The 24,578-nt window shown below is 65.1% G+C and carries 21 protein-coding genes, 1 tRNA gene and 1 other annotated feature; of the genes, 13 read left to right on the top strand and 9 right to left on the bottom strand.

What is annotated here, in order from left to right; genetic code table 11:
* Window positions 1-52: 52 nt before the first annotated feature.
* The 4 genes from GSQ92_RS09040 to GSQ92_RS09055 are packed head-to-tail and all read right to left on the bottom strand — an operon-like array spanning window position 53 to window position 4,221.
* On the bottom strand, window positions 53-325 hold the full coding sequence (locus GSQ92_RS09040; RefSeq protein WP_216850047.1) for a chaperone modulator CbpM: 273 nt from the start codon (window positions 323-325) through the stop codon (window positions 53-55).
* A complete protein-coding gene (locus GSQ92_RS09045) occupies window positions 322-1,233 on the bottom strand; it encodes a DnaJ C-terminal domain-containing protein (protein ID WP_158802951.1) in 912 nt (303 codons plus the stop codon). Before GSQ92_RS09045 ends, GSQ92_RS09040 begins: the two co-directional genes overlap by 4 nt.
* Before the next feature lie 13 nt (window positions 1,234-1,246).
* Window positions 1,247-1,588, bottom strand: coding sequence for a hypothetical protein (locus tag GSQ92_RS09050; protein ID WP_158802952.1), 342 nt, complete (start codon window positions 1,586-1,588; stop codon window positions 1,247-1,249).
* Window positions 1,585-4,221, bottom strand: coding sequence for an MGH1-like glycoside hydrolase domain-containing protein (locus GSQ92_RS09055; RefSeq protein ID WP_158802953.1), 2,637 nt, complete (start codon window positions 4,219-4,221; stop codon window positions 1,585-1,587). The genes GSQ92_RS09050 and GSQ92_RS09055 overlap by 4 nt, the downstream gene beginning before the upstream one ends.
* Window positions 4,222-4,338: 117 nt before the next feature.
* Between GSQ92_RS09055 and GSQ92_RS09060 the strand changes: the two genes are divergently transcribed.
* From GSQ92_RS09060 to GSQ92_RS09070, 3 genes are all read left to right on the top strand, one after another.
* Window positions 4,339-5,232: an SMP-30/gluconolactonase/LRE family protein gene (locus GSQ92_RS09060; protein ID WP_254065620.1), complete on the top strand. Its 894-nt coding sequence runs from the start codon at window positions 4,339-4,341 to the stop codon at window positions 5,230-5,232.
* Window positions 5,233-5,468: 236 nt separating this feature from the next.
* Complete coding sequence (locus GSQ92_RS09065) at window positions 5,469-6,671, top strand: multidrug effflux MFS transporter (RefSeq protein ID WP_158802954.1); 1,203 nt, start codon at window positions 5,469-5,471, stop codon at window positions 6,669-6,671.
* A 74-nt stretch (window positions 6,672-6,745) separates the two neighbouring features.
* On the top strand, window positions 6,746-7,003 hold the full coding sequence (locus tag GSQ92_RS09070) for a DUF2934 domain-containing protein (RefSeq protein ID WP_158802955.1): 258 nt from the start codon (window positions 6,746-6,748) through the stop codon (window positions 7,001-7,003).
* 143 nt (window positions 7,004-7,146) lie between these two features.
* Here GSQ92_RS09070 and GSQ92_RS09075 read toward each other — a convergent pair whose 3' ends face one another.
* The gene (locus GSQ92_RS09075) at window positions 7,147-7,929 is read right to left on the bottom strand and encodes an SDR family oxidoreductase (RefSeq protein WP_158802956.1); all 783 of its coding nucleotides are present in this window, start codon (window positions 7,927-7,929) and stop codon (window positions 7,147-7,149) included.
* A gap of 105 nt (window positions 7,930-8,034) precedes the next feature.
* Here GSQ92_RS09075 and GSQ92_RS09080 point away from each other — a divergent pair, with 105 nt between their 5' ends.
* From GSQ92_RS09080 to GSQ92_RS09090, 3 genes are all read left to right on the top strand, one after another.
* A complete protein-coding gene (locus GSQ92_RS09080) occupies window positions 8,035-9,516 on the top strand; it encodes a mannitol dehydrogenase family protein (RefSeq protein WP_158802957.1) in 1,482 nt (493 codons plus the stop codon).
* A 38-nt stretch (window positions 9,517-9,554) separates the two neighbouring features.
* Entirely contained in the window at window positions 9,555-10,439 is an 885-nt protein-coding gene (locus GSQ92_RS09085; protein ID WP_158802958.1) for a sugar phosphate isomerase/epimerase, read from the top strand.
* Between the two features lie 274 nt (window positions 10,440-10,713).
* Window positions 10,714-10,769, top strand: a sequence feature (sul1 is cis-regulatory element that is thought to sense ions involved in sulfur or methionine metabolism; They are found in Alphaproteobacteria).
* A gap of 68 nt (window positions 10,770-10,837) precedes the next feature.
* Window positions 10,838-12,316, top strand: coding sequence for a SulP family inorganic anion transporter (locus GSQ92_RS09090; protein ID WP_159013377.1), 1,479 nt, complete (start codon window positions 10,838-10,840; stop codon window positions 12,314-12,316).
* On the opposite strand, the gene GSQ92_RS09095 is transcribed toward GSQ92_RS09090, so the two are convergent.
* Window positions 12,301-12,927, bottom strand: coding sequence for a cupin domain-containing protein (locus GSQ92_RS09095; RefSeq protein ID WP_254065638.1), 627 nt, complete (start codon window positions 12,925-12,927; stop codon window positions 12,301-12,303). The genes GSQ92_RS09090 and GSQ92_RS09095 overlap by 16 nt on opposite strands.
* A gap of 131 nt (window positions 12,928-13,058) precedes the next feature.
* On the opposite strand from GSQ92_RS09095, the gene GSQ92_RS09100 reads away from it, so the two are divergent.
* The 4 genes from GSQ92_RS09100 to GSQ92_RS09115 are packed head-to-tail and all read left to right on the top strand — an operon-like array spanning window position 13,059 to window position 16,957.
* The gene (locus tag GSQ92_RS09100) at window positions 13,059-13,925 is read left to right on the top strand and encodes an ABC transporter permease (RefSeq protein ID WP_158802960.1); all 867 of its coding nucleotides are present in this window, start codon (window positions 13,059-13,061) and stop codon (window positions 13,923-13,925) included.
* The gene (locus tag GSQ92_RS09105) at window positions 13,922-14,719 is read left to right on the top strand and encodes an ABC transporter permease (RefSeq protein WP_158802961.1); all 798 of its coding nucleotides are present in this window, start codon (window positions 13,922-13,924) and stop codon (window positions 14,717-14,719) included. The genes GSQ92_RS09100 and GSQ92_RS09105 overlap by 4 nt, the downstream gene beginning before the upstream one ends.
* A 32-nt stretch (window positions 14,720-14,751) precedes the next feature.
* Entirely contained in the window at window positions 14,752-15,834 is a 1,083-nt protein-coding gene (locus tag GSQ92_RS09110; RefSeq protein ID WP_158802962.1) for an extracellular solute-binding protein, read from the top strand.
* Window positions 15,827-16,957: an ABC transporter ATP-binding protein gene (locus GSQ92_RS09115; protein ID WP_216850048.1), complete on the top strand. Its 1,131-nt coding sequence runs from the start codon at window positions 15,827-15,829 to the stop codon at window positions 16,955-16,957. The genes GSQ92_RS09110 and GSQ92_RS09115 overlap by 8 nt, the downstream gene beginning before the upstream one ends.
* 36 nt (window positions 16,958-16,993) lie before the next feature.
* On the opposite strand, the gene GSQ92_RS09120 is transcribed toward GSQ92_RS09115, so the two are convergent.
* Window positions 16,994-17,080, bottom strand: a tRNA-Leu gene (locus tag GSQ92_RS09120).
* A gap of 30 nt (window positions 17,081-17,110) precedes the next feature.
* The gene (locus tag GSQ92_RS09125; protein ID WP_158802963.1) at window positions 17,111-18,022 is read right to left on the bottom strand and encodes a D-isomer specific 2-hydroxyacid dehydrogenase family protein; all 912 of its coding nucleotides are present in this window, start codon (window positions 18,020-18,022) and stop codon (window positions 17,111-17,113) included.
* Window positions 18,023-18,838: 816 nt separating this feature from the next.
* Between GSQ92_RS09125 and GSQ92_RS09130 the strand changes: the two genes are divergently transcribed.
* From GSQ92_RS09130 to GSQ92_RS09140, 3 genes are read left to right on the top strand one after another with little or no spacing between them, the layout of a single operon-like run.
* Entirely contained in the window at window positions 18,839-20,761 is a 1,923-nt protein-coding gene (locus tag GSQ92_RS09130; RefSeq protein ID WP_305782225.1) for a transglycosylase domain-containing protein, read from the top strand.
* Complete coding sequence (locus GSQ92_RS09135; protein WP_158802964.1) at window positions 20,758-21,651, top strand: alpha/beta fold hydrolase; 894 nt, start codon at window positions 20,758-20,760, stop codon at window positions 21,649-21,651. The genes GSQ92_RS09130 and GSQ92_RS09135 overlap by 4 nt, the downstream gene beginning before the upstream one ends.
* 8 nt (window positions 21,652-21,659) lie before the next feature.
* On the top strand, window positions 21,660-24,134 hold the full coding sequence (locus GSQ92_RS09140; protein ID WP_158802965.1) for a hypothetical protein: 2,475 nt from the start codon (window positions 21,660-21,662) through the stop codon (window positions 24,132-24,134).
* A gap of 65 nt (window positions 24,135-24,199) precedes the next feature.
* Here GSQ92_RS09140 and GSQ92_RS09145 read toward each other — a convergent pair whose 3' ends face one another.
* Window positions 24,200-24,475, bottom strand: a complete 276-nt coding sequence (locus GSQ92_RS09145; protein WP_159013378.1) for a hypothetical protein — start codon at window positions 24,473-24,475, stop codon at window positions 24,200-24,202.
* Between the last annotated feature and the right edge of the window lie 103 nt (window positions 24,476-24,578).

Below are 24,578 nucleotides of genomic sequence, written 5' to 3' on the forward strand. Positions count from 1 at the left end.
CCTTCGCCGAGCATGACGAATCGACCACAGATTTAGCGATATCCACGCCCCCTCACCCCTCACTCACCGGCCGCACCCCCCGCAGCGCGCGGCGCAGGCCATGGATTTGGTCGATCAATTGGAGAATGAGGGCGACGCCTTCGTCGTTCACGCCCATCTCCTCGCGGAGATCCTGGATGAGATGCGCCCGCGCCACATCGACCTGGGTGAAGCGCCGCGCCGGCGCGCCGGCCTCAGGCACCAGCCAGCCTTCCGCGACCCAGGTCTCCAACGTGATGACATCGACCCTTGTGATTTGCCGCATTTCCTCAAGGTCGAAGCTCATACGCCCATCTCCCGCCTTGGCGCTTGGTCGCGCCCTGCTTCCCAACCTTCGACGAAAGCCTCCAGCGCCGGATCTGGCGCGTCAGGCAGCACGATTTTGAGCGTGATGTAGACATCCCCCCGACCGCCCTCCGGCAGCGGAACCCCGCGCCCACGCAGGCGCAACACCCGCCCGGTATTGGTGCCAGGCGGCAAATTCGCGTTGACCGGACCGGCTGGCGTCGGGACCGCGATCTTTCCGCCAAGCACCGCCTCGTTGATCGAAATCGGAACATCGAGGCGCACGTCGTTCCCATCCCGCACATAAAACGGATGCGGCCGCACCGAAACCTCGATGAGGGCATCGCCCGGCGGACCCTCCCCCGGACTGGGCTCGCCCTTGCCCTTCAGCCGCAGCGCCTGGCCTTCCCGCGTGCCGGGCGGAATGGTGATGTCGAGTGCCGCACCATCCGGCATCGTCACCCGCCGCGTGACACCATTCACCGCGTCGAGGAAATCGAGATCGAGGTGATACCGCAGATCGCCACCTCGCATATGGAAAGGCCGCCGCCCGCGATTGGCGAAGATGGCGGAGAGAAGGTCGTCATCCTCGCTCAGATCGGCGAAGCCCGCGCCGGTGTCATAGGCGTGGCCCGGCCCCTCCGCCCCCGCATAGTCGCGGTAATATCGCCGCTGCGGCACCTCGACCCCCGCCGCGTCGATCTCGCCGCGATCGAAACGGCCGCGCTTTTCCTCATCGCTCAGCAGCGCATTGGCTGAGGCGATTTCCTTGAACTTCCGTTCCGCTTCCTTGTCGCCTGGATTGAGATCGGGATGCAGCTTCTTGGCGAGGGCGCGATAGGCTTTCTGAATGTCCTTTTGGGAGGCATCCTTCGCGACGCCGAGCAGCTTATAGGGATCCGTGCTCATCGCCGTGTTCCTGTCAAAGTCCAAGCTCCTCCCGCAGATGTCCAAAACGATCGGGATCGAGGTAGCGCCCGTCCTCATACAGCACGCGCAGCGCCGCCAGTCCCGTCTGCGTGAAATAGGCACGGCGCCCGAGGTCTTCAGCGGGCATGTCCATGATTCCACGCGCCACCAGACCGGCGAGAACCGGCGGCACCTTGGGCTCGCCTTTGCGCGGCCCCGTGGTCCAGACCGCGACGCCGATGCCCTGTGCCAGGGATTTGCGATGACCGAAGGCCGCCCCGAGTTCCTGCCGCAGGAAGCTCCGCTCGCTCGGCGAAAAGGGCAGCGTTTGCGGTTCTCGGGACGCGTCGCTCACAGTGCCGCGTCCCGGATCAGCAAGGCCACCAGACCTGTCCAGCCGGTCTGATGACAGGCGCCGCAGCCCCGGCCGGTATCGCCGTTGAAGTATTCATAGAACAGCGGCAGGTCGCGGAAATGCGGGTCGTTCTGTAGCAGCGGGTGGTCACCATGCACCGGCCGGCGCCCATCGGCATCCCGCGTGAACAGCGTGGTGAGCCGCCGCGACAGCTCATTCGCGACCTGCTCCAAGGTCATCATCGTCTTCGATCCGGCCGGGCAAGGAACCTGGAACTCATCGCCATAATAGTTGTGAAACTGCCGCAGACTGTCGATCAGAAGATAATTCACCGGCATCCAGATCGGGCCGCGCCAATTCGAGTTACCGCCAAACAGGCCCGACCGTGATTCCGCCGGCCAATACGGCAATTCGAATGTCTCGCCGTTCCACTCGAAGACATAGGGATCGCCCTCATGCGCCTTTGAGACGCTGCGCACGCCATGCGGCGAAAGAAACTCTTCCTCATCCAGCATCCGCCACAGCAGCCGGTTAACGCGATGGCCGCGCAGCATGGAGAGCAGTGCCGTCTCCTCCATACCCGGCACATTCCAGTGCGACACGAGATCGGCGAGGTCCGGCCGGTGCTCCAGGAACCAATGCATGCGCTGCGCGAATTCCGGCAGCTTCGGCGCATCGGTCACATGCAGCACATCGACCGCGAAGAGCGGCATGAGCCCCACCATCGTGCGGCTGCGGATCGGGATCGCCTCGCGATCGGGAAGATTGAGCTGGTCGTAGAAGAACTCGTCCTGATCGTCCCACAACCCGCCATGCTTGGCGGCCGCCTCGGCGATATACAAGAAATGCTCGAAGAATTTCGCCGCCATCGATTGATAAACGCGATCAACCATCGCGATCTCGATCGCCATGCGCATGAGGTTCAGCGCATACATCGCCATCCAGGCCGTAGCATCCGATTGGCTGAGCTGCCCGCCCATCGGCAAGGGCTTCGAGCGATCGAAGATACCGATATTGTCGAGCCCCAGAAAACCGCCCTGGAAGATATTGCGCCCATCGGCATCTTTGCGGTTCACCCACCAAGTGAAATTGAGCGCGAGCTTGTTAAAGATGTGCTTGAGGTAGTCGATATCGCCGACGCCCCGCATCTCCCGGTCCATCTGATACACACGGAAAGCGGCCCAGGCCTGTAGCGGCGGGTTGGCGTCGCCGAAGGCATATTCATAGGCGGGAAGCTGGCCGTTCGGATGCATGTAATTGTCATGCGTCACCATCCGCACTTGCTCTTTCGCGTATTCGGGATCGACCATCGCGAGCGGCAGGGCATGGAAGGCGAGATCCCAGGAGGCGTACCAGGGATATTCCCACTTGTCAGGCATCGAGATGATGTCCTCGTTCCGCACATGACCCCAATCGGCATTGCGGCCGTGGAAACGGCTTTCCGGCGGCGGCGGCTGGCCTTCGTCGCCCTTCAGCCATTCCCGAACATCGTAGTGATAGAGCTGCTTCGACCACAGCATGCCGGCCAGCGCCAGGCGCTGGACATGTCGCGCATCCTCGTTGGTCACGCCGTCCTGAACCACGGCATAGAATTCCTCGGTCTCCGCGATGCGGGCAGCGAAAACCTTGTCGAAATCCTCGAAGGCGTCGCCGATGACCGTCGCCGGGCGGAAGCGCAGCCGCAGCACTTGCTCCCCTCCGGCGGCTACCGTGACCAGGTGATCCGCCGCCACCTTGGTGCCGCGCGCATCGGCATTGATCGCCTCCCGCTTGCCGCCCACCAGGAAGTCGTTGATGCCGTCCTTGAAAGTGCCGGTGGCCGCATCGCCGAAAAGCTTCGGCCGGTTGGTTTCATTCTCGCAGAACAGCATGCGCGCTTCCTGCCCCAGATGAAGCCGCATCTCCGGCAATTCGGGATGCCGCGCCGCCGCCTCGCGCGGCGACAGCCCCTGCACCACCGGTTTGGCATGACCCGGATTCCAGCTCCAGATATTGCGCGCCCAAAGCTGAGGCAGAACATGCAGCGTCGCGGCGTCCGGGCCGCGATTGGCGATGGTGATGCGCATCAGGATGTCGTCTGGCGCCGCCTTGGCATATTCCACGAAGATGTCGAAGTAGCGGCTCTCGTCGAAAAGCCCCGTGTCGATCAGCTCGTATTCGAGTTCCTCGTAGCCACGGCCGGCATTCTCATGCACCAGATGGTCGTAGGGGAAGGCTGCCTGTGGATATTTGTAAAGCATCCGCATGTACGAATGGGTCGGCGTACCATCGAGGTAATAATACAGTTCCTTGACATCCTCGCCGTGATTTCCCTCCTCGTTGGCGAGACCGAACAGCCGCTCCTTGATGATCGGGTCCTCGCGGTTCCACAGCGCGAGGCCGAGGTTCCAGCGCAGATAGCGCTCACCGAAGCCGGCCAGCCCATCCTCGCCCCAGCGATACGCGTGGCTGCGCGCCTGGTCATGGGTGAGATAGGTCCAGGCATCGCCGTTCGGGCTGTAATCCTCCCGCACCGTTCCCCATTGGCGTTCGCTGAGATAGGGACCCCACTGCCGCCACGCCTCGTCATCGCGTGCGGCAACCAAACGCTTGCCTTCGGCGGTCGCAAAGAAAGGCGAGGGATCGGCGGGCATGGCGGTCTCCGAAAAACGCCCTCCAGCTATATCCGCGCCGGGCCGAAGCGGAAACCTGGGCCATGGACGGGACCGCGCGCTGGCGGCAGGGTGCGGCGCTTACTAACCAGGGGTTGCATGATGCCGAAGACCCGAGACATCCAGGCGCTGCCGATCTGGAAGGGCCGCGCCACACTTGGCGAGGGCTTGCTCTGGTCGCCCAGCCGGAACCGGCTCTTCTTCGTCGATATCCTGGGAAAGCGCGTCCTCTCCTGCGCGATCGACGGTTCCGGGGTTCAGCAATGGGCGATGCCGCGCCGCGTCTGCTGGCTCGTCGAATGCGCGGGCTCGGGGGATTTTCTGGTCGGGCTGGAAGACAGCATCGTCTACGCCAGCTTCATTCCGGGCGCCCCAGTCGAAATCCTGCGGAACCTCGACTGGCGGTTGGCGCTGCCACCCACTGCTCGCTTCAATGACGCCAAGGCCGATGCGACCGGCCGTGTCTATTGCGGCACCATGGATGACAAGGAAAGCGCCCCCATCGGCGCGCTCTTCACCATAGCGCCGGGCGGCGCGGTGGCTCAGCTCGACGCCGGCTATACCGTCACGAACGGGCCAGCCATCAGCCCAGACGGCGCGACGCTCTATCACACGGATTCTCCCGCCCGCACGGTCTACGCCTTCAAACGGGCGCCGGGCGGCATGCTCTCGGCAAAGCGTCCGCATATCCACTTCGCCGAGGCGGACGGCTATCCGGACGGCATGACCTGCGATGCCGAGGGCGGGCTGTGGGTCGCGCATTGGGATGGCGGCCGGGTGAGCCGGTTCCATCCGGACGGCAGCTTTGACCGCGGCATCACGGTGCCCGCTTCCCGCGTGACCTCCTGCACCTTCTGCGGCCCAAACTTCGACCGCCTCGCGATCACCACCGCCGCTTACGAGCGCGAAAGCGAACCCCTCGCCGGCGCGCTCTTCATCGCCGACCCCGGCTGCGTAGGGCTTGCCGCAGGCCGCTACGGCTTGGCGGCATAGGCGGCCGCTGCCGGGCCTTTCGAGACTGTTTCAGGGACGCAGAGCCTTCTCCCCCCTGCATGGGAGTGCAGAGATCACGCCCCGCGGCGAGTGCCATGCAAACGCATGCCTTCGGCTTACAGCCTCGGCTGCTATAAGACGGCGATGGCTGCCTCGGCATGCCGTGAACCCGATCCGGCTTCGGCCACTCCTGCATTCCGCGGTGCGATGCCGCGCAGCTAACCGAGGCGCTCTTCATGGCCGGCCCGTCCCTCTATCGCCGCGCCATCGTACTCGGGCTTCTCATCGCCATCGGCGCCTTCGCGATCGACATGTACATCCCAGGCTTCGCCGCCATCGCGGCGGACCTGCACACGGATCCCGGCACCGTCCAGCTCAGCATGACGAGCTTCTTCGTGGCGCTCGGGGCGGGGCAGATCATCTACGGCCCGGTGTCGGACAGCATCGGCCGCCGGTTGCCCATCTTCGTCGGCCTCGGCATCTTCGCCATCGCCTCCGTCAGTGCTGCCTTCGCCCCCTCCATCGAAACGCTGATCGTCTCGCGTTTCTTCCAGGGCCTTGGCGCGGCCGCCGCCTTCGTGGTTCCCATGGCGGTGATCCGCGACGAATATACCGGCCCGGATGCCGCGCGGCTGCTCTCCCTGGCGATGCTCTCGCTCAGCGTCTCGCCCATCCTGGCGCCGGTCTTCGGCGGATTCCTGGTCCAGTACACCAGCTGGCGGCTGATCTTCGGCGTGCTGATCGTGATCTGCGCCGCGGTCACGGTGATGGTCTGGTTTCTGCTGCCGGAAACGCTGGCACCGGCTGACCGCGTCAGCGCGCGGCCGACGCTGATCCTGCTGACCTACGGGCGCCTGCTGCGAAACCGCACCTTCATGGCACCGATCATGATCGCGGCTTTCGCCCAGGCGATTCTCTTCACCTTCATCTCGGGCTCGCCCTTCGTCATCGTCACGCTGTATCACCTGTCGCCGACAACCTTCGGCGTTCTCTTCGCCTGCCACGCCATCGCATTGATCGGCATCAGCCAATTCAACGCGCCGATGATGCGCAAGTTTGGCACGCCCCGGCTGCTCGGTGGCGCAGCCTTCGCGACGGCCATCGCGACGATCACGCTCGCCGTCCTGGTGTTTAGCGGCATGACCCTGCTCTGGCCGTTCGTCGCGCTGACCCTCTTCATCTTCACCTGCCTCGGCCTGATCCTGGCCCCGGCCTTCCTCACCGCCATGGAGCCGATGGGCGCCATCGCGGGCGCCGCCGCCGCCATCGGCAGCTGCGTCGAATTCGCCTGCAGCTCGGTCATAACGGCGCTGATGGGTCTTTTGGCGGATGGCACAGCGCGGCCGATGGTCGGCTTCCTGGCGTTTTCGGCCTGCGGGATCGTCGCAAGCTGGATTGTCTTCATCCGAACGCCACATCGTTCCCCTTCTGTCCCTTGACGCCGCCGCCCCTCATCCGAATCTCCATGGCGCGGAGCCGGCCGAGAATCCGGCGCTCAGGAGGGGGAAAGCCGATGTCTGACAGCCAGGATCGTGAGAGCCGGATCCGGGAACGTGCCTACGCCCTCTGGGAGAAGGAGGGATCGCCCGAGGGGCGTGAGGAAGAATTCTGGGTGCGCGCGGAGATGCTGGAAGACGACTACGAGCTTCTTCCAGATGCGCCACCCGAGCCGATGGAGGAAAAGGAAGGGATCGACGTCGACCTCGACCACAGCTTTCCCGCCAGCGACCCACCGTCATTCACGCCGACCAAGGCGGGGGGCGCGGAGTAGCCGTTTTTCTCCTCCCTGCAAGGGAGGGGCTGGGGGTGGGTGCTTGCGGCGACAGGTCGAGCTGACAGCGCCCGAACGAACCCGCCCAACCCCTCCCTTGCAGGGAGGGGAAAGCTACGCGCTTCGGATAATACAGACTCGCCTTAGCCGAAGGAGGCGTTGAATGCTCCGCCGTCGAGGAGCAGATTTTGGCCCGTGATGTAGCCGGACGACGCCGCGCACAGAAAAGCGCAGGCCCTGGCGAACTCGTCTGGATCGCCGAAACGCCCTGCCGGCGACTGCGCGGCGCGCTGAGCCGAAATCTCGTCAACGCTCTTACCTGCAGCCTTCGCGGCCCCCGCCATCGTCGTTTTCAACCGATCGGTCAAAAACGGACCCGGTAGCAGATTGTTGATCGTCACGTTGTGACGCGCGACCTGCCGCGACAGGCCACCGACAAATCCCGTCAGCCCGGACCGTGCGCCATTACTCATGCCGAGGTTAGGGATCGGTGACTTCACCGAAGCCGAGGTGATGTTCACGATCCGCCCGAACTTCCGGTCGATCATCCCATCCACCACCGCCTTCATCATGGCGATCGGCGCCAGCATATTGGCGTCGAGCGCCTTGATCCAATCCTCGCGCTCCCAGTCCCGAAAGTCGCCCGGCGGCGGGCCGCCCGCATTATTCACCAGAATATCGGGCGAGGGGCAGGCGCTCAGCGCGGCGGCGCGGCCCGCCTCGGTCGCGATATCGCCGGGCGCGAACAGCACCACCGCGCCGGTCGCGGATCCGATTTCCGCCGCCGTCGCCTTCAGCCGAGCCTCGTCGCGGCCGGTGATCGTCACCGCGACCCCTTCGCCCGCCAATACCAGGGCGCAGGCGCGGCCCAGCCCCTTGCTCGCGGCGCAGACGATTGCGCTCCGCCCTTGAAGACCGAGGTCCATCGGTGTCTTCTCTCCCCGCCGCCGGTTATGACCGGCACAGATCAAGCGGCGGCCCGCCCACCTGTCAACCTCGACGGCGGCGAGGCGTGCTTAGGGGAGAGATCCATGGTCACTTTGAGCAACGCAACCCTGACGTCGCTGCCCTCAGCCGTCGCGGTGCCGCGCTATGTCCGCGGGCGCCTGCGCCCCGGCATCGCGCATTTCAGCGTCGGCAATTTCCACCGCGCCCATCAGGCGGTCTATCTCGACAAGCTGATCGCCGCCGGCGGCCATGATGACTGGGCGCTGCTCGGCATCGGCCTGCTCGACAATCCGCCCGAGCGCGCCAAGGCGGCGGCCTTCCCCGAGCAGGACTACCTCTACACCATCACCGTTTGTCCCCCCGCGGCACCGCCCGAAATCGCAGTCGTGGGCTCGATCGTCGACTATCTCTTTGCGCCAGCCGATCCCGAGGCGGTGCTGAAGCGCCTCGTCGATCCCGCGATCCGCATCGTCACGATGACGCTGACCGAGGGTGGCTACAACATCGACGATGAGACGCATAAGTTCCGGCTCAACGCGCCGGATATCGTCCACGACCTCGCCAATCCCACCAACCCGCGCACTGCTTTCGGCTTCGTCGCCGAAGCGCTGTCTCGCCGGCGCGCGCAGGGCATCGCACCCTTCACCATCCTCTCCTGCGACAATCTCCGGCACAACGGCGATGTCGCGAAGCTCGCATATACCAGCTTCGCCCGCGCCCGCGACCCCAAGCTCGCGGATTGGATGGAAGCCGAGATCGACTTCCCGAACAGCATGGTCGATCGCATCACGCCCGCGACCAGCGAGGCGGATCGCGGCCGCCTCAACACCGCCAGCGGCATCGACGACGCGATCCCGATCTTCTGCGAGGATTTCGTCCAGTGGGTGATGCAGGATCACTTCCGCTACGGGCGCCCGAAGTTCGAGACCGTCGGTGTGCAGATGACGAACGACGTCTGGGCCTATGAGCAGATCAAACTCCGCATGCTCAACGCGTCACACAGCATGCTGGCTTTCCCCGGCACCGTCGCCGGCTACCGGCTGGTCCATGAGACTGTGGCGGACCCGCAGATCGCGGAGCTGCTGCGGCAATTCTGGGATCGCGATGTGATCCCGCTGCTCGCGGCCCCGCCGGGCATGTCGCTGACCGGCTACCGCGACAAACTCCTCGAGCGCTACCTCAACCCCGCGACACGCGATCAGACGATCCGCATTGCTTCGGATGGTGCGTCACGCATTCCGATCTTCGCGGGCGATACGATCCGCGCCGTTATCGAGAAGGATGGCGATCCGCGCCGCCTCGCCTTCCTCCTCGCCGCCTTTGCCCGCTGCCTCGGCGGGGTGGACGACAAGGGCGAGCACTTCACGACGCCCGAGCCCAGACTGACCGATGCCGAGCGGGCCACCGCGAAAGATCCCGATCCCGCGAGGTTCCTGTCGCTGCCGGTTTTCGCTGGCCTCGGCATGGATCGCTCTCAACGCTTCCGCGAGGCTTTCGAGGCGAGCCGCCGTTCGATCGCCGACCGCGGCGTGATCGCGACGCTCAAGGATCTTCTGGCGAAATAGCGCCAAAACCGCCGCCCTAACCGGAGAACGCCTAAAACATGAACCCCATCGGCATCCATGCCTTCGTCTGGTCGGCCGGCTCGACCCCTGCGGATCTCGATCGCGCGCTCGAACGCTCCTCGGAGCTTGGCTACACGCTGATCGAATTCCCTCGTCTCGACCCGAAGAAATTCGATGTGCCCTCCTTCGCCCGCAAGATGGCGGAGCGGAAAATAGGCATCGCCGTGACGATGGGACTGCTGCCCGCGAACGACATCTCCAGCGAGGACGCAAGCGTCGTCGCGGCGGGCGAGCGCGTGTTGCTGGAAGCGGTGTCGGTCGCCCGCGATCTCGGGGCCAAGAAGCTCGGCGGCATCCTGTTTTCGGCCCATAGCAAATACATGACCATGCCGACGGCGCGCGGCCGGCAGAACAGCATCGACACCATCCGCAAAGTCGCGCGCGCCGCGGCTGCCGCTGGCGTCACCCTCAACCTCGAAATCGTCAATCGCTTCGAGAGCAACCTGCTGAACACCACGGCCCAGGGTCTCGCCTTTCTCGAAGAGGTCGGCGAGCCGAATGTCTATCTCCATCTCGATGTCTTCCACATGAACATCGAGGAGGCCAACCCCGCCGACGCCATTCGCGCCGCCGGTGACCGGCTCGGCTATTTCCATATCGGCGAAAGCAATCGCGGCTATCTCGGCGCCGGCACCATCGAGTTTCCGCCAATTTTCGATGCGCTGCTCGACAACGGCTATACCGATACCGTGACGTTCGAATCTTTTTCCTCCGCTGTGGTGGACAAGGATCTCTCGATCATCACCGGGATCTGGCGCAACACCTGGGACGACAATATCGATCTCGCGCGCCACGCCCACGCCTTCATCACCGACCAGTTGACCAGCGCGGAGCGCCGCCGCCGGATCACCCGCACGCCCTGACAATTGGTAGCAAGCGCGGGGCGTGGTGCGCGGCTCCGCCGGTCTAATTCAGGGGGTGAAGTCACATCTCACGAGTTTGAGCCGGGCCTTCCCCCACGTCATGCTCGGCGAAGGCCGAGCATCCACGCCTTCGCGTGCCATGACGAACCACGGGGCAGCGGCTCAGCATTAGATCATCACGTTTAGTCAAGGCGGCTCTCAAACGCTCACCGGCTGACTAAGCGCCACTTATGTTGCACCGCCGCAAAACCTAGGTTACGGTCCAGGCATTCGCCTCGGACCCGGTGTAAATCCGGGTGGCTCTTCCGGCCGCCAATCCGCCGGACAACGCATACGACACGAGTATCGAGCATCGGGGCAGCCGATGCCGCCCTCGCGCGCTTACTGCGGACACCCCGATGAACACACACGCGTTGTCTCGCTACCGTTCCGAATGGTTCACCAGCTTCGGCGATCTCCGGCGCGAGGTTCTCGCCGGGATGGTGGGCACCTTCGCCCTCATCCCCGAGGTCATCGCCTTCTCTTTCGTGGCGGGCGTCGACCCTGAGGTTGGGCTCTTTGCCTCCTTCATCATAGGCATCGTCATCGCCTTCACAGGCGGCCGTCCCGCCATGATATCCGGCGCCGCGGGGTCCGTGGCGCTTGTCGCCGCCGCGCTCGTCCGGGCACACGGCCTTGACTATCTGCTGGCCGCTACTCTGCTTGCAGGTGCGTTCCAGATCGTCTTTGGCCTGCTGCGGCTCGACGTGCTGATGCGTTTCGTCTCGCGCTCGGTCCGCACGGGTTTCGTCAACGCCCTGGCCATCCTCATCTTCTCGGCCCAGGTGCCGCAGATGCTCGGGGTGAGCTGGCACACCTATGCGATGATCGCGGCCGGCCTCGCCATCATCTACCTTCTACCGCGCGTTACGACGGCAATTCCTTCGCCACTGATCTGCATCGTCGTCCTTACGGGCATCAGTTTCCTCGTGCCCATGCCTCTGCATACCGTTGCGGACCTTGGCAGGCTGCCGTCATCGCTGCCCAGCCTTGTGCTGCCGCATGTGCCGTTGACGTGGGAGACGCTCCGCATCGTCGCTCCTTACGCATTGGCAATGGCGGTGGTGGGCCTCCTGGAATCCATGATGACGGCGACCGTGGTGGATGATCTTACTGAAACCACCAGCTCCAAGGCGCGGGAATGCACGGGTCTCGGGCTGGCCAATGTCGCCGCCGGGCTATTCGGCGGCATCGCCGGATGCGGCATGATCGGCCAGACGGTCGGCAATGTCCGGTACGGCGGACGCGGCAGGCTTTCGACGCTTGTCGCCGGGCTGTTCCTGCTCATTCTCATGGTGCTGCTGAGGCCATGGGTGGCGCGTGTTCCGGTTGCGGCCCTGGTTGCCATCATGATCATGGTCTCGATCAGCACCTTCTCCTGGACCTCGTTCCGGGATCTCGTCCGCCATCCCAAGGTCTCGAGTCTGGTGATGCTGGCGACCGTTGTGGTGACGGTCGCGACCAGCGACCTCGCAGCCGGTGTCGTCGTCGGCGTGCTGTTGAGTGGCGTTTTCTTCGCCTTCAAGGTCATGAGCATGATGGCGGTGGCGAGCGCCTACGACGAGTCCACCGAGACCCGAACCTACACCGTGACCGGACAGGTGTTTTTCGCCAGCGCGGATATGTTCGCCGATAGCTTCGACCTGCGGGATACGGCGGCAAGCGTGCTCATCGACCTCAGCGGTGCCCATTTCTGGGACGTGACCTCGGTCGGCGCTTTGGAAGGCGTCGTCACCAAGATGCGCCGGCATGGGACGCGGGTGGAACTCATCGGGCTGAACCAGGCCAGCGCCACGCTCGTTGACCGGCATGGTCCGCTCATTCAGGCAGAGACCTGAGCTGGACGATCTCCCGGCTCGCGCAACAGAACCCAGAGGATCTCAGAACGGCCGGGCGCCGCGTTCTCGAAGCGATGCGGAATGGTGCTGCGGAAACGGAAGCCGTCGCCTTCCTGCAGCAGGAAGCTGCGCTCCTCGATGGAAAGCAGCATCGCGCCCCGGACGATGAAGCCGCATTCCTCGCCGCGATGCGTGTAATGCTCCGGCCCTGACGCGCCGCCCGGCTCGATCGTCACCAGCAGCATTTCCAGCGCTCCGGCGACATCCGGCGACATCAGCCACTTCGTGACACCATTGCTCGGCCATTTGAGCTGGCGGCCCTGCCCGCGCCGCACGATGAGGCCGATCTCCTCCGAAGGCGGCGCGCCCTCCTCGCGAAAGAAGCGTCCGGGCGTGACGTTCAAAGCCTCGCTGATCTGCCGCAGCGAACGGATCGAGGGCGAGCACAATCCGCGCTCAATCTGGCTCAGCAGCCCCACCGAAAGCCGCGCTTCGCTGGCGACTTGCTGCAGCGAGAGCCCCCGGCTTTTCCGCAGATCACGGATCTGCGCCCCCAGCCGAAGATCGTCGGCATCGGATGGTTTTCCTTCGGCGGCATCGGGAAGAGACACAACGGACAAGGGCGAACCTCACGCGGACCAGACTAGCCGATGATGCGGGGCGGAAAGCGCCAAAACAATCTTTTTCAACCAGCATGCAAAATTAATTGACTTTTTCACCCCACTGAAACTCAATTGACCCCATGGAGCGCCGCAGCCCGTTCGAGCGCGTAATCAATTTCCCCGCCGGCCTGGTCGCGGTGACCGGAATCTTGTTCGCCCTCGCGCTGCTGCTGGTTCTCAGTTTTCGCAATAATGACGGCCAGATCCTCGCGTTTTCCTTCACCACGGATAACTACACGAGCCTGGTTCAGGATCCGCTTTTCGCCCGCATCCTGTTGCGTTCGCTAATCATCGCCGGCCTCGCGAGCCTTGCGACTGTCGTGCTTGCCTACCCGGTCGCCTATTACATTACCTTCCGCGCCGGCGACCGCCGCGCGCTTTGGCTCATCCTGGTCACGCTGCCGTTCTGGACCAGCTATCTGCTGCGCGTCTTCGCCTGGAAAACCATCCTCGGCTATAACGGCATTCTCAACTCCGCCTTTGTGGCGCTGCATATTCCCGGCGCGCCCTTCGAGACGCTGCTCTATAACCCCGGCGCGGTCGTCGTCACCCTCGCTCATGCCTATGCGGCCTTCGCGATCCTGCCGATCTTCGTGAGTCTTAGTGCGATCGACACGCGCCTCAGCGAAGCGGGGCTCGATCTCGGCGCGCGGCCATGGACGGTCTTCCGCCGCATCATCTTCCCGCTGTCCTTCCCCGGCGTCGCCGCATCCTTCATTCTCGTCTTCGTTCCGACGCTCGGCGACTACGCGACGCCTTTGCTGGTCGGCGGCAATTCCAGCCTCATGGTCGGCAATCTCATCGAGGATCAATTCTCCAGCCTCGATGACTGGCCGGGCGGCGCCGCGATGGCTGTCGCCGTCATGGCGTTTCTCGCCATTGCCTTCTTCGTCGGACGAGGCGCGTGGCGCGGCTGGCGCCGCTGGCAAAGCGGAGCCCTCGCATGAAACGGCGCGGCTTCTCCGCACTCGGCCTCTATGCCTGCGTCTATCTGGTATTCCTCTACGCGCCGGTGCTGATGCTGCCGCTGTTTTCGCTGAACGATGCGACCTATGTCGCCTTCCCGCTGCACGGCTTTACCTGGCGCTGGTACCAGGAACTCCTCGCGGATAGCGATCTGCATGCCGCCGCGTTGAACAGTCTAAAGGTGGCGGTGGTCGCATCCCTCGCCGCGACCTCGGCCGGCACCCTCACCGCCTATGCGCTGACGCGCGGCCGGGGCGTCGCCACGCGCACGGTGGCCGCCTTGGCGGTCGTGCCGCTCTTCGTGCCCGGCGTTATCCTCGGCATCGCACTGCTGATCGTCGCCAATCTGATCGGCATCGGGCCTTCGCTGATCGCGGTGACCTTCGGCCATATCATCGTCTGTTTGCCGCTCAGCATCGTCATCATGCGGGGCCGCTTCGCCGCCTATAGCCGCGCGGTGGAGGAAGCCGCGATGGATCTCGGCGCGCCGCCGTGGACCACCTTTCGCCGTATCTCGCTGCCGATCGCGGCGCCCGGGGTGATTTCCTGCCTGATTTTGTCCTTCACTACCTCGATCGACGAATTCATCGTGAGCTTCTTCCTCGTCGGCACGCAGCAAACTCTGCCACTGTTCATCTGGTCGCATCTGCGCTTCCCGACGCAACTGCCGCGCATGCTCGCGCTCGGCACGCTCATTCTGCTGCTTTCCTGTTGCCTCGTGCTTTGCGCGGAACTCATCCGCCGGCGCGGCACGGACAAGACCGCCTTCGCGTGACCGCCAATCCAGCCGTTCAAGGAGATCGTGCCATGTCCCGAGCCGCATCACCGCCATTCCCACGCTCAACTGTCTGTCGCGGCGCCCTGCTCGCAGCCGCGCTCGCCACCACCGGGATCTTCGCCGGCCGCGCCCACGCGGCCGACAAGCTGACCTATTACACCTGGTCCGGCTACGAACTGCCCGAGTTCCACAAGCCCTATCTCGCGGAACACAAGGAAGGCGTCGACATCACGGTTTTCGGCGATGACGATGAGGCCTTAGCGAAAGTCAAAGCCGGATTTCATCCCGATATCGTGCATCCCTGCACCGACAAGCTGCCGGAATGGAAGAATGCCGGTCTGGTCCAGCCGATCGATCCCGCGCGCATCAAGCAGTGGGACAAAATCTATCCGGTGCTGAAAGACATTCCGGGTGTGGTCGAGGATGGCAAGGTCTGGATGGTGCCATGGGACTGGGGCAATACCTCGGTGCTGTATCGCACGGATCTCGTGAAGGGCACGCCCGATAGCTGGAAGCTGCTGTTCGATCCCACCTACAAGAACAAACTCGCGACGATCGATGCGATTCACGACACCTGGGTCGTCGGCGCGATCATGGCCGGAGTCGATCCCTTCGACGAAACACCCGATGAGGTGAAAAAGGTCGCCGCCATTCTGCGCGCGCAGCGCCCGCTCATGCGCCTGTATACGAACGACATGACCTCGGTCGAACAGGCCCTGGCCTCGGGTGAGATCGTGGCGGCGATGACCTGGAACGCCTCCTACACCAATCTGCGCAAGCAGAAAGTGCCCGTCGCCTTCATGAACCCCAAGGAGAAGATGCTCACCTGGGTCTGCGGCCTCGTCGTGCTGAAGACCGCGACGGACATGGACAAGGTTTACGACTACATCAACGCGCAGCTCAGTGATCCCTCGGCCGAGGCGCTGGTCAGCGAATATGGCTACGGCACCTCGAACCAGGAGGCTTTCGACAGCTTCACCGCGAAGCAGAAAGCTGACATGGCGTTGCCCGACGATCCGCAGACCGCGCTTAAGGACACCGTCTTCACCATCCCGATGAAGAACCGCCGCGCCATTGCAACTGCCTATGAGAGAATGAAGGAAGGTGACTGAACTTTCCACCGCGGCGCGCCCCGAGAAAGGCGCGCCGATCATCACGCTGACGGGAATCGAAAAGCGGTTCGGCCATGCGCCGCCCGCCGTCGCCGACCTCAATCTGGACATCGAGGCCGGCGAATTCCTGACGCTGCTCGGCCCCTCGGGCTGCGGCAAAACCACGACGCTGCGCATGATCGCGGGTTTCGAGACGCCAAGTTCAGGCCGCATTCTGCTGCGCGGCCGGGACATCACGGGTGACGCGCCCTATCGCCGCCCGGTGAATACGGTTTTCCAGGATTACGCGCTGTTCCCGCATATGTCCGTCGCGGAAAATATCGCCTTCGGTCTGAGCGTCGCGAAAGCTCCGCGTGCCGAAATCGCGCGACGGGTAAAGGAGATGCTGGAACTCGTCGGCCTCGCCGAGAAAGCCGGCCAGCGCCCGGCGGCGCTATCGGGCGGCCAGCGGCAGCGTGTCGCGCTGGCCCGTGCCCTCATCCGCCATCCCGAAGTGCTGCTGCTCGACGAGCCGCTTTCCGCGCTCGACGCGCATCTCCGCGCGCAGATGCAGGACGAGCTCAAGCAACTGCAATCCCGCGTCGGCATCACCTTCATCATGGTGACGCATGACCAGACCGAGGCGCTGGCTTTGTCGGACCGCATCGTGGTGATGCAGGCGGGCCGCGTGGCGCAGATTGGCGCGCCGGCCGAGCTTTACGACCGCCCCGCCAATCCCTTCGTCGCGGGCTTTCTCGGCAGCACCAATATGCTGCCCGCACGGCTACTCAGCCGCGTCGGCGAAGACTGCGTTATCTCCTGCGGCAGCGGCCGGGTCCGGGCCCGCGGCGCCCCGCGTGGTCTGACCGTCGGCATCGCCTGCACTGCCAGTATCCGGCCGGAGCGCATCGCACTTCTGGCGCCCGGAAGCGGGCCGTCGAGCGAATTCTCGGTGATCGATGGTGTCGTCGCCGGCACGGTGTTCCACGGCAGCACGCACCGGCTTCAGGTCGATATCGGAGCGGGCACCCTGGCACTGGTGGACCTCACGCGCCTCGGCGCCGGGGCCTCCCCCGCGCCGGGCACGACCTTGAAACTCGGCATAGCGCCGGATGCGGTGCGGGTTTTCCCGCCGGCAACCTAACCGCCTGCCGTCACCCTCGGCGGAGGTCGAACCGTCTGGTGCGGACGGCGGGAATCGAACCCGCACTCCCATTCGAGAGGCAGATTTTAAGTCTGCTGCGTCTACCGGTTCCGCCACGTCCGCCAGCCGGCCGGTGTCTCTATCGCGGAAAGCTTAACCTTCCGAAAGACCCTTGGCGATGTCCAGGCCACGCCGGATGAGCGTCTCCGCCGCCTCGGGCGTATTGAAACCGCTATGGGCCGTCAGGGTCACATTGGGCAATGCGGCGAAGGGGTTTCCCGGCGGCAAGGGCTCCTGGTCGAACACATCCAACGCCGCATGCCGCAGGTGGCCGCTATGCAACGCCGCGACCAGAGCGGCTTGATCCACCAACCCGCCGCGCGCGGTGTTGACCAGGATCGCGCCGGGCCGCAGCGCCGCCAAGGCTGCCGCATCGACGATGTGCCGCGTCTCATCGGTCAGCAACAGATGAAGCGACAGCACCTGGCTCTCGGCCAGTAGCTCGGGCAGATCGACGAAGGTGACGCCCGGAGCGGTGCGCGGCGTGCGGTTCCAGGCCAGCACGCGCATCCCCATACCGCTCGCCAGCCGCGCCATGTGAGCCGCGATGCCGCCAAAGCCGAGCAGGCCGAGCGTCTTGCCGCCGAGTTCCATGCCCTCGCTGCGCGCCCAGCCGCCAGCGCGAATCGCCCGGTCCATCGCCGCGATGTCGCGCGCAGCCGCGCCCATCAGCGCGAAGGCATGCTCGGCCACCGCCCGGTCGCCATAGCCCTTGATGGTATGGACACTGACGCCCATCCCCTCAAGCGCCTCGACATCCATATAGGAGCGCGCGCCGGTGCCGAGGAAGATGACGTGGCGCAGCCGCTCGCAGCGGGCCATCGTCTCGGTTGGCAGGAAGGTGTGGTCGTTGAGCATGAAGTCGTGCCCGGCCAGGATGTCGGGCAGCTCCGCCGCCGAGATCAGCTTGTGCTCATGCAGGGTGATAACGGGATCATGCGGCAACACCACGCGCCGGTAGATATCCGCGAGCCCGTCCGAGGCATCCGGATAGACACCTTTCATCCGCATCTCCATTCAGGTCGAATTCCCGCGTTATACGCTATCCAGTGTACGTCTGCGCAAGCGGGGGTCGTGTTAACCAAATTAACGCGGATCTCCGTAAATTTTCAGTGTGTTAACATTCTAGGCCTCTCATGACCCGCTGCTTTAGGGGTCGCATATGCCAACCATCTCGCCTTGCCGCCAAAAGACGAAGTTCGAAGCCTATTTCGGGAAATCTGGCATTTGCGCCTGGCCTGAAAAATACGCCTCCAAAACCACCAGCACGCGATTGCCGGTTACCAGACCTCCGGGCAGATCACTCGGCCACATGCCGGGAGTGGTCGCGGCCGACAATCGATGGACATATTTTGGCAGTCTCTGGGAAGCGCTTCCGTGGCCAAGCTCAGCGACCGATCCCTCTAATCCGACAAACGGCTCAGCGGCAGCCCAGACCAGCGCGGACACTAATGGGTCCTCCCTGGTAAGTTCACCATGGTTCTGGGTCGCTGCGGCGTTAACCATTGGCGGAACCTACGGGGCCTTTAGGCTGTATGATTGCTGGGGTTCCGCTTCCGCCGGCGTTGTGCCGGGTGGCGCCGAGGTCCCGCTCATATCGCCCTCGGATGTGCGGCTCGATATGCTTTTTCCGGGATCAGCGACCCCGCCCGTTGCCCCAGCGTCGCCGCCAGAGGAATTGGGCGTCGCGGCCCGGCGGTATTCCGTCTAGCAAAGGCCGCGCCGCCGGACTGCTACGCGGCTCCCGCCTTTTCCTTGACTGCGCAAGATCCTTGCTATCATGGTCGCAGAGTTTCGACCGGATGATAGCGCACTTACTTCATGTACAACATCAACTCCGGCAACATGGCGCCGCCCGGTCAAGGCCTAGGGCCGGCGCCAGCCTATCCGCCCCAAACATTCCCTCCGGCCTACCCCCCTGTCGCCTATCCGTCCTCCCTCTACTCGCCAGCCGCGGAAGCCCCGATTGCCGAGCCCCGTGCGCCCCGGCGCCATGGCCGTCGCCTGCTCGGACTGTTTCGCTGGCTGCTGCTGATCAGCGTCTGGGGCGGCCTCGCCGTCGCCATCGTGCTGCTCTGGTTCACCTGGGACATGCCGCGCCCCTCGGCTGCCATCGCCTCGTTGCGCCGCCCGTCGTTGGTGCTCACGGACCAGACTGGCCGCCCCTTTACCCATTTCGGTGACCTCTCGGGCGGCTCTCTCCGGCTTAACACGGTGCCGGCCTATCTGCCGGAGGCGGTCGTCGCGGTCGAGGATCGGCGCTTCTGGGAACATGGTGGTCTCGACCTGCTCGGCATGGCCCGCGCCACCGTGGTCGATCTCATCTCCGGCCGCGTCGTGCAGGGTGGCTCGACGCTGACGCAGCAGGTCGCCAAGACGCTGTTCCTGAGCAATGCCCGCACCGTTCGCCGCAAGGCGCAGGAACTGCTGCTGACCCTCTGGCTGACGCGGCATTTCACGCCTTCCGAGATCCTCGAAATCTACCTCAACCGGGTCTATCTCGGCGCCGGGGCCTGGGGCATGGATGCCGCCGCGCAGACCTATTTCGGGGTGCGCGCACAGAACCTCTCGCTGTGGCAGGCGGCGATGCTGGCGGGCCTGCCTCGCGCCCCCTCGCGCTTCAACCCGCTGACCGACCTCGACGCGGCGACCGCCCGCACGAAGGAAGTGCTGGCGGCGATGGTGCGCGCCGGGAATATCACCCCGGCACAGGCCGATGCCGCCGCCAACGCCATCGCCTTCCCGCCCCGCGCAGTCGGCGCCGACTATTGGTTCGCCTCCTGGGCCGCCCAGCAGGCCGGCCCCCTGATCCCGGCGGATACCGATTCCCGCCTCGCCACCACCTTCAACCCGGCGCTGCAAACCATCGTTCAGGCCGATCTCGCGGCCCTGCTCGCCGGACCCGGAGCCGCAGCCGGAGCCCATCAGGGCGCGGTTGTCGTGATGGACGCGGCCACCGGCGCCGTGCGGGTGCTGGTCGGCGGATCGGAGGCCGGGCGTAGCTTCTTCAACCGCGCCGTGCTGGCTCGCCGCCAAGCCGGCTCCTCCTTCAAGCCCTTCGTCTGGCTCGGGGCGCTGATGACGGGGATGCACCCGGACGACACCATCCTCGACGCCCCCATCCGCATCGGCCAATGGCGCCCAACAGACTACGAGCATCATTTTCACGGCACCGTCAGCCTTTCCACCGCGCTGGCTCTGTCCCTCAACACCGCCTCGGTGCGGCTGATGCAGCGCGCCGGCGGTCCGCGCGCCGTCGCCGCCATCGCCCGCCGCCTGGGCGTCACGGATCCGCTGCCCGACGACATGACCCTGGCACTCGGCTCCGGCGGGGTCGGCTTGCTGGAAATGACCGGTGCCTACGCGACCTTCTTCAACGGCGGCCGCCGCGTTTTCCCCCACGGCATCACCGCGCTGACCGCCGAGGGGCATGACCTCGTGGCGCCGCCTCTCGTCGCGCAGCCGGTCATCAGCCCCGCCCTCGCTGGCGAGATGCGGCAGATGCTTGGCGCGGTGGTTGCTTACGGCACGGGAACGGCGGCGGCCATTCCGGGCTATTATGTCGGGGGCAAAACCGGCACGACGCAGGAAAGCCGAGACGCCTGGTTCATCGGCGGGGTAAACGGCCGCGTGATCGGCATCTGGATCGGCAATGACGACAACACCCCCATGGCGAAGGATGTCACCGGCGGCTCGCTGCCGGCCGTGCTCTTCCACCAGATCGCTTTGGCCGTGACACAGTGATCAGCCGCCGCACCGCCCTGCTCGCCGCCGCCGGACTGCCGTTGTTTGCCCAGCAGCCCGCGAACGCGGCCCAGCTCGGCGCTGCCAGCCGAGCGTTCATGACCAGCGACGGCGTGCGGCTGCACTACCTCGAAACCCGGCCGGTCTCAGGTGCCGGCGCCGAGCATGTCCTGGTTCTGATCCCAGGCTGGACCATGCCCGCCTGGATCTTCAGCCCGCAGCTGCTGTACTTCGGCCAGTATTGCCGCGTCATCGCGCTCGACCCGCGCGGCCAGGGCGATAGCGAGATCCCCGCCACCGGCTACACCGCTGCCCGGCGCGGCCAGGATATCGCGGAGCTGCTGAATGCGATCGGCGCACCCAAGGTGGTGCTCGGCGGCTGGTCGCTCGGCGTGCTGGATAGCCTTGCTTATGTCGGCACCGATGGCTCGCAGCGGCTCTCCGCCCTCGTGCTCGTCGATAACTCGATAGGCGAATCGCCGCCCCCACGCCCCGAGACCGTGCCCCATCGCCGCCATGGACGGGCGCCGGTGCCCTATCCCGTCATGATGCGAAGCTTTGTCCGCGGCATGTTCCGCTCGCCGCAGTCCCCCGCCTATCTCGACCGTCTCACGGCGACCTGCCTCATCACGCCTGAACCAGCGTCCCGCGCGCTGTTGAATTACCGCGTGCCGCGCAGCTATTGGCGCCAGGCAGTCTACGCCGCAGGCGTGCCCATTCTCTATTGTGTGCGCCCCGGCCTCGCCGGCCAGGCCGGCAATCTCGCTCGCAACGATCCTCAGGCAGTCAGTGTGATCTTTCCCAATGCCGGCCACGCGCTCTTCATCGACCAGGCAACACGCTTCAACACAGTGCTCGCCAATTTCCTGAGCCAGCGGGTCTGGGCATGAGCGGCACGATGGCACAGACCAGAGCCATCTCGCTGGTCCCGCTGCTCCTCGTTTCCCTCGCCTCGACAGGGATCGAGATCGCGCTCACGCGCTATTTCGCCGTCGCCTCCTGGTCCGAATACGGCTACTGGGTCATCTCGATCGTGATGGCGGGTTTCGCCATCAGCGGCGTCTTCACCGCCGTCGCACGCGACTGGCTGGAGCGACATAGGGGCTGGCTTTTCGCCTTCCTGCCGGCGGCCCTGGTGGTCACCGCCGCCGCCGGATATGCGCTGATCATCCGCAATCCCTTCAACCCGCTGCAGTTGCAGAACCCCGTCACGCTGTGGCCGCAGATCGGGCTCATCGGCCTCTACTACCTCGAACTCCTGCCCTTCTTCTTCCTGACCGGGATCTTCATCAGCCTCTGCTTCGTCACGCGCCCCACCGAGACTACCCGCGTCTATGGCTATGACCTCGGCGGCGCTGGGCTTGGCGCGCTTCTCGTGCTCGGCCTGATGTTCGTGTTGCACCCGTTCCGGCTGCTGCCCGCGCTGCTGTTGCCGCTAGGCGCCATGGCATTTTTCGTGCCGCGCGGCGCCTATCGTCTCCCCGCGATCCTTGCCGCCGTTGTCGGACTGCTGGCCGGGGAGGCTTTGCTGATCGTCGGCGATGTCGCCGACTTCAACCAGTTCAAGCCGATCTACGCGCCGCTGCACACGCCGAATGCCCTGGTGAAGCGCCAGACCCTCTCGCCGCGCGGCGTCTACACCCTGCTCGACGACTTCACCGAGCGCGTGGATACCGACCTCTCCAACGACAGCGGCATGCTGAATGTGCCCAGCCCGCCGCGCACCCTCGGCCTCTATCGCGATGGCGCGCGGATCGCCGCGGTCCCATCGACCGGCCAGCTCGACAGCCGGTACGCGCCAGGCACCCTGGCCGCCGCGCCTTATCTCCTGCTGAAAAACCCTCGCGTCCTGCTGATCGGCGATGCCGGTGGCTGGGCAGCGGCACAGGCGCAAAGGCTGGGCGCGTCAACGATCCTGGCCGACGAACCCGATCCCGTTCTGCGGGCGGATCTACGCGCGGCACCCGGCGTCACAGTGCTCGGCCGCAGCCCGCTCGCGCTCATCCACACCACGGAGCCCGGCAGCCTCGACCTTATTGAAATATCCGACGGCTTTCTCGCGGCCGACCCTGCCAATGCCACCACCTTCACGGCCGGTGCCATCGCCAAGGACCTTCGCGCGCTCAGCGCCGAGGGCATGATCTCGATCCCGGTCTCGATCCGCGACTTCCCCGTCTATGCGCTCCGCATGATCTCGACGGTGCGGGCGGGTCTAGCAGCGGCCGGCGTCGCCGACCCCGCCGCCCATGTCATGGTGTATCGCTCGGCCTGGAACGTCCGCATCCTCGTTGCCCGCAGACCATGGGACTCAAGCCGCATCGCGGCCGTGCGGAAATTCTGCGACGACCGTTCCTTCGACGTCTCCTTCTACCCCGGCATGGATGTCGCCGCCGCGCGAGCCAATATTTACAACGACCTGCCCGCGATCTCCTTCACCGCCGGACAGGTCGAGTCCAGCGCCACCGCCGATGACTCGATCGCCGACGAGGCTGCTGGCGTGCTGGCTGGGCAGCCCACCGCCTCGTCGCGGGAATTCGACCTCCGGCCACAGACGCTGGACAGGCCGCAATTCTTCGACATCCTGCGGCTCGATCACCTCGGCACCCTGCTCAAGCGGCTGGAGATCCTGCCGCAGCAGGAACTCGGCCCACTCATCAATCTCGCCGTATTGGCGCAGGCGGCGCTGGTCGCGGCCGTTGTTTTGCTGCTGCCGCTGGCGGCGCCTCGCCGCATCGGTGCCGAGGGCCGGCCACTGCGCCGCGCGCTGATCTATTTCCCGGCACTTGGCCTTGGCTATCTCTTCATCGAGATCGCGCTGATCGGCGAGGCGAGCCTTTACCTTGACGACGTCACCACCGCCTTCGCGCTGGTTCTGAGCGGGATGCTACTCTTCTCGGGTCTCGGCAGCATGGTCGCGCGCCGCGCGCTGCTGACCCGCCTCTGGCCGGTGATCCTTGGTTTGCTGCTCGTCAGCCTCGTGCTGCTGCCGAGCGTTATGCTGTCCACCATCGGCTGGCCGCTGCCCCTGCGGATCGCGCTGCTGACGGTGTGGCTTGCCGCTCTATCCTTCGTGCTGGGCATGCCATTCCCGCTCGGCCTCGCCGAGGTCTCCCGCGAGGGGCGCGGCTTCCTACCCTGGGCCTGGGCCCTGAACGGCGCCTTCTCCGTTATCGCGACGCCGCTCGCCAACCTCATCGCGACGGAACTCGGCTTCCGCCTCCTGCTTGGCGGTGCGGTGCTACTTTACAGCATCGCCTGGGCGAGCTTCCCCGCAGCCCTCGCGGTCCGCCGTCTCAAGGAGCGCGAACGGGCCACCCTGCAAGCCGGCGATCCCCGTAAGCGCAACGGCCGCCGCCTGCTGCCCGAATCGTAAAAAAGGGCCAACGGTTCTAAACCCCGCCGGCCCTCATTCACATGACGAAGCGATACGCGGTCGTGTTAGCCGGCGGGAGAAGTCGCCCCAGCCTGCGTCGCGCCCAGATCGGCCTGTGACGCCGTGCCGAAAGTCTCACCCGGCTTGAGGTTCACCACGCCTACGTCGGAGGCGCTCTGGGTTGCAACAACGGCGGGTGCCGTCTGCGCGGGACCAGCGCCGTCGACTGTCTGGCCCGGCTTTAGGGTAACGACGCTAGCTGGCGCCGACTGCGCGAAGGCTGCGCCGCTGCTCAAAATTCCGACGGCAGCGAAGGCCGATAAAAAGAGGTTGGTTTTCAAGGCAAGTCTCCGTTCACGTATGACCGCTAAAGCTCCGTGCGGCCAGGCCGGCGCCACCTGCGCCGCGAAGCGAGACGGCTCGTAGCCGCCCCGGTGCCTCAAG

It is taken from the genome of Acidisoma sp. S159 (genome assembly GCF_009766125.1).
Lineage (GTDB): Bacteria > Pseudomonadota > Alphaproteobacteria > Acetobacterales > Acetobacteraceae > Acidisoma.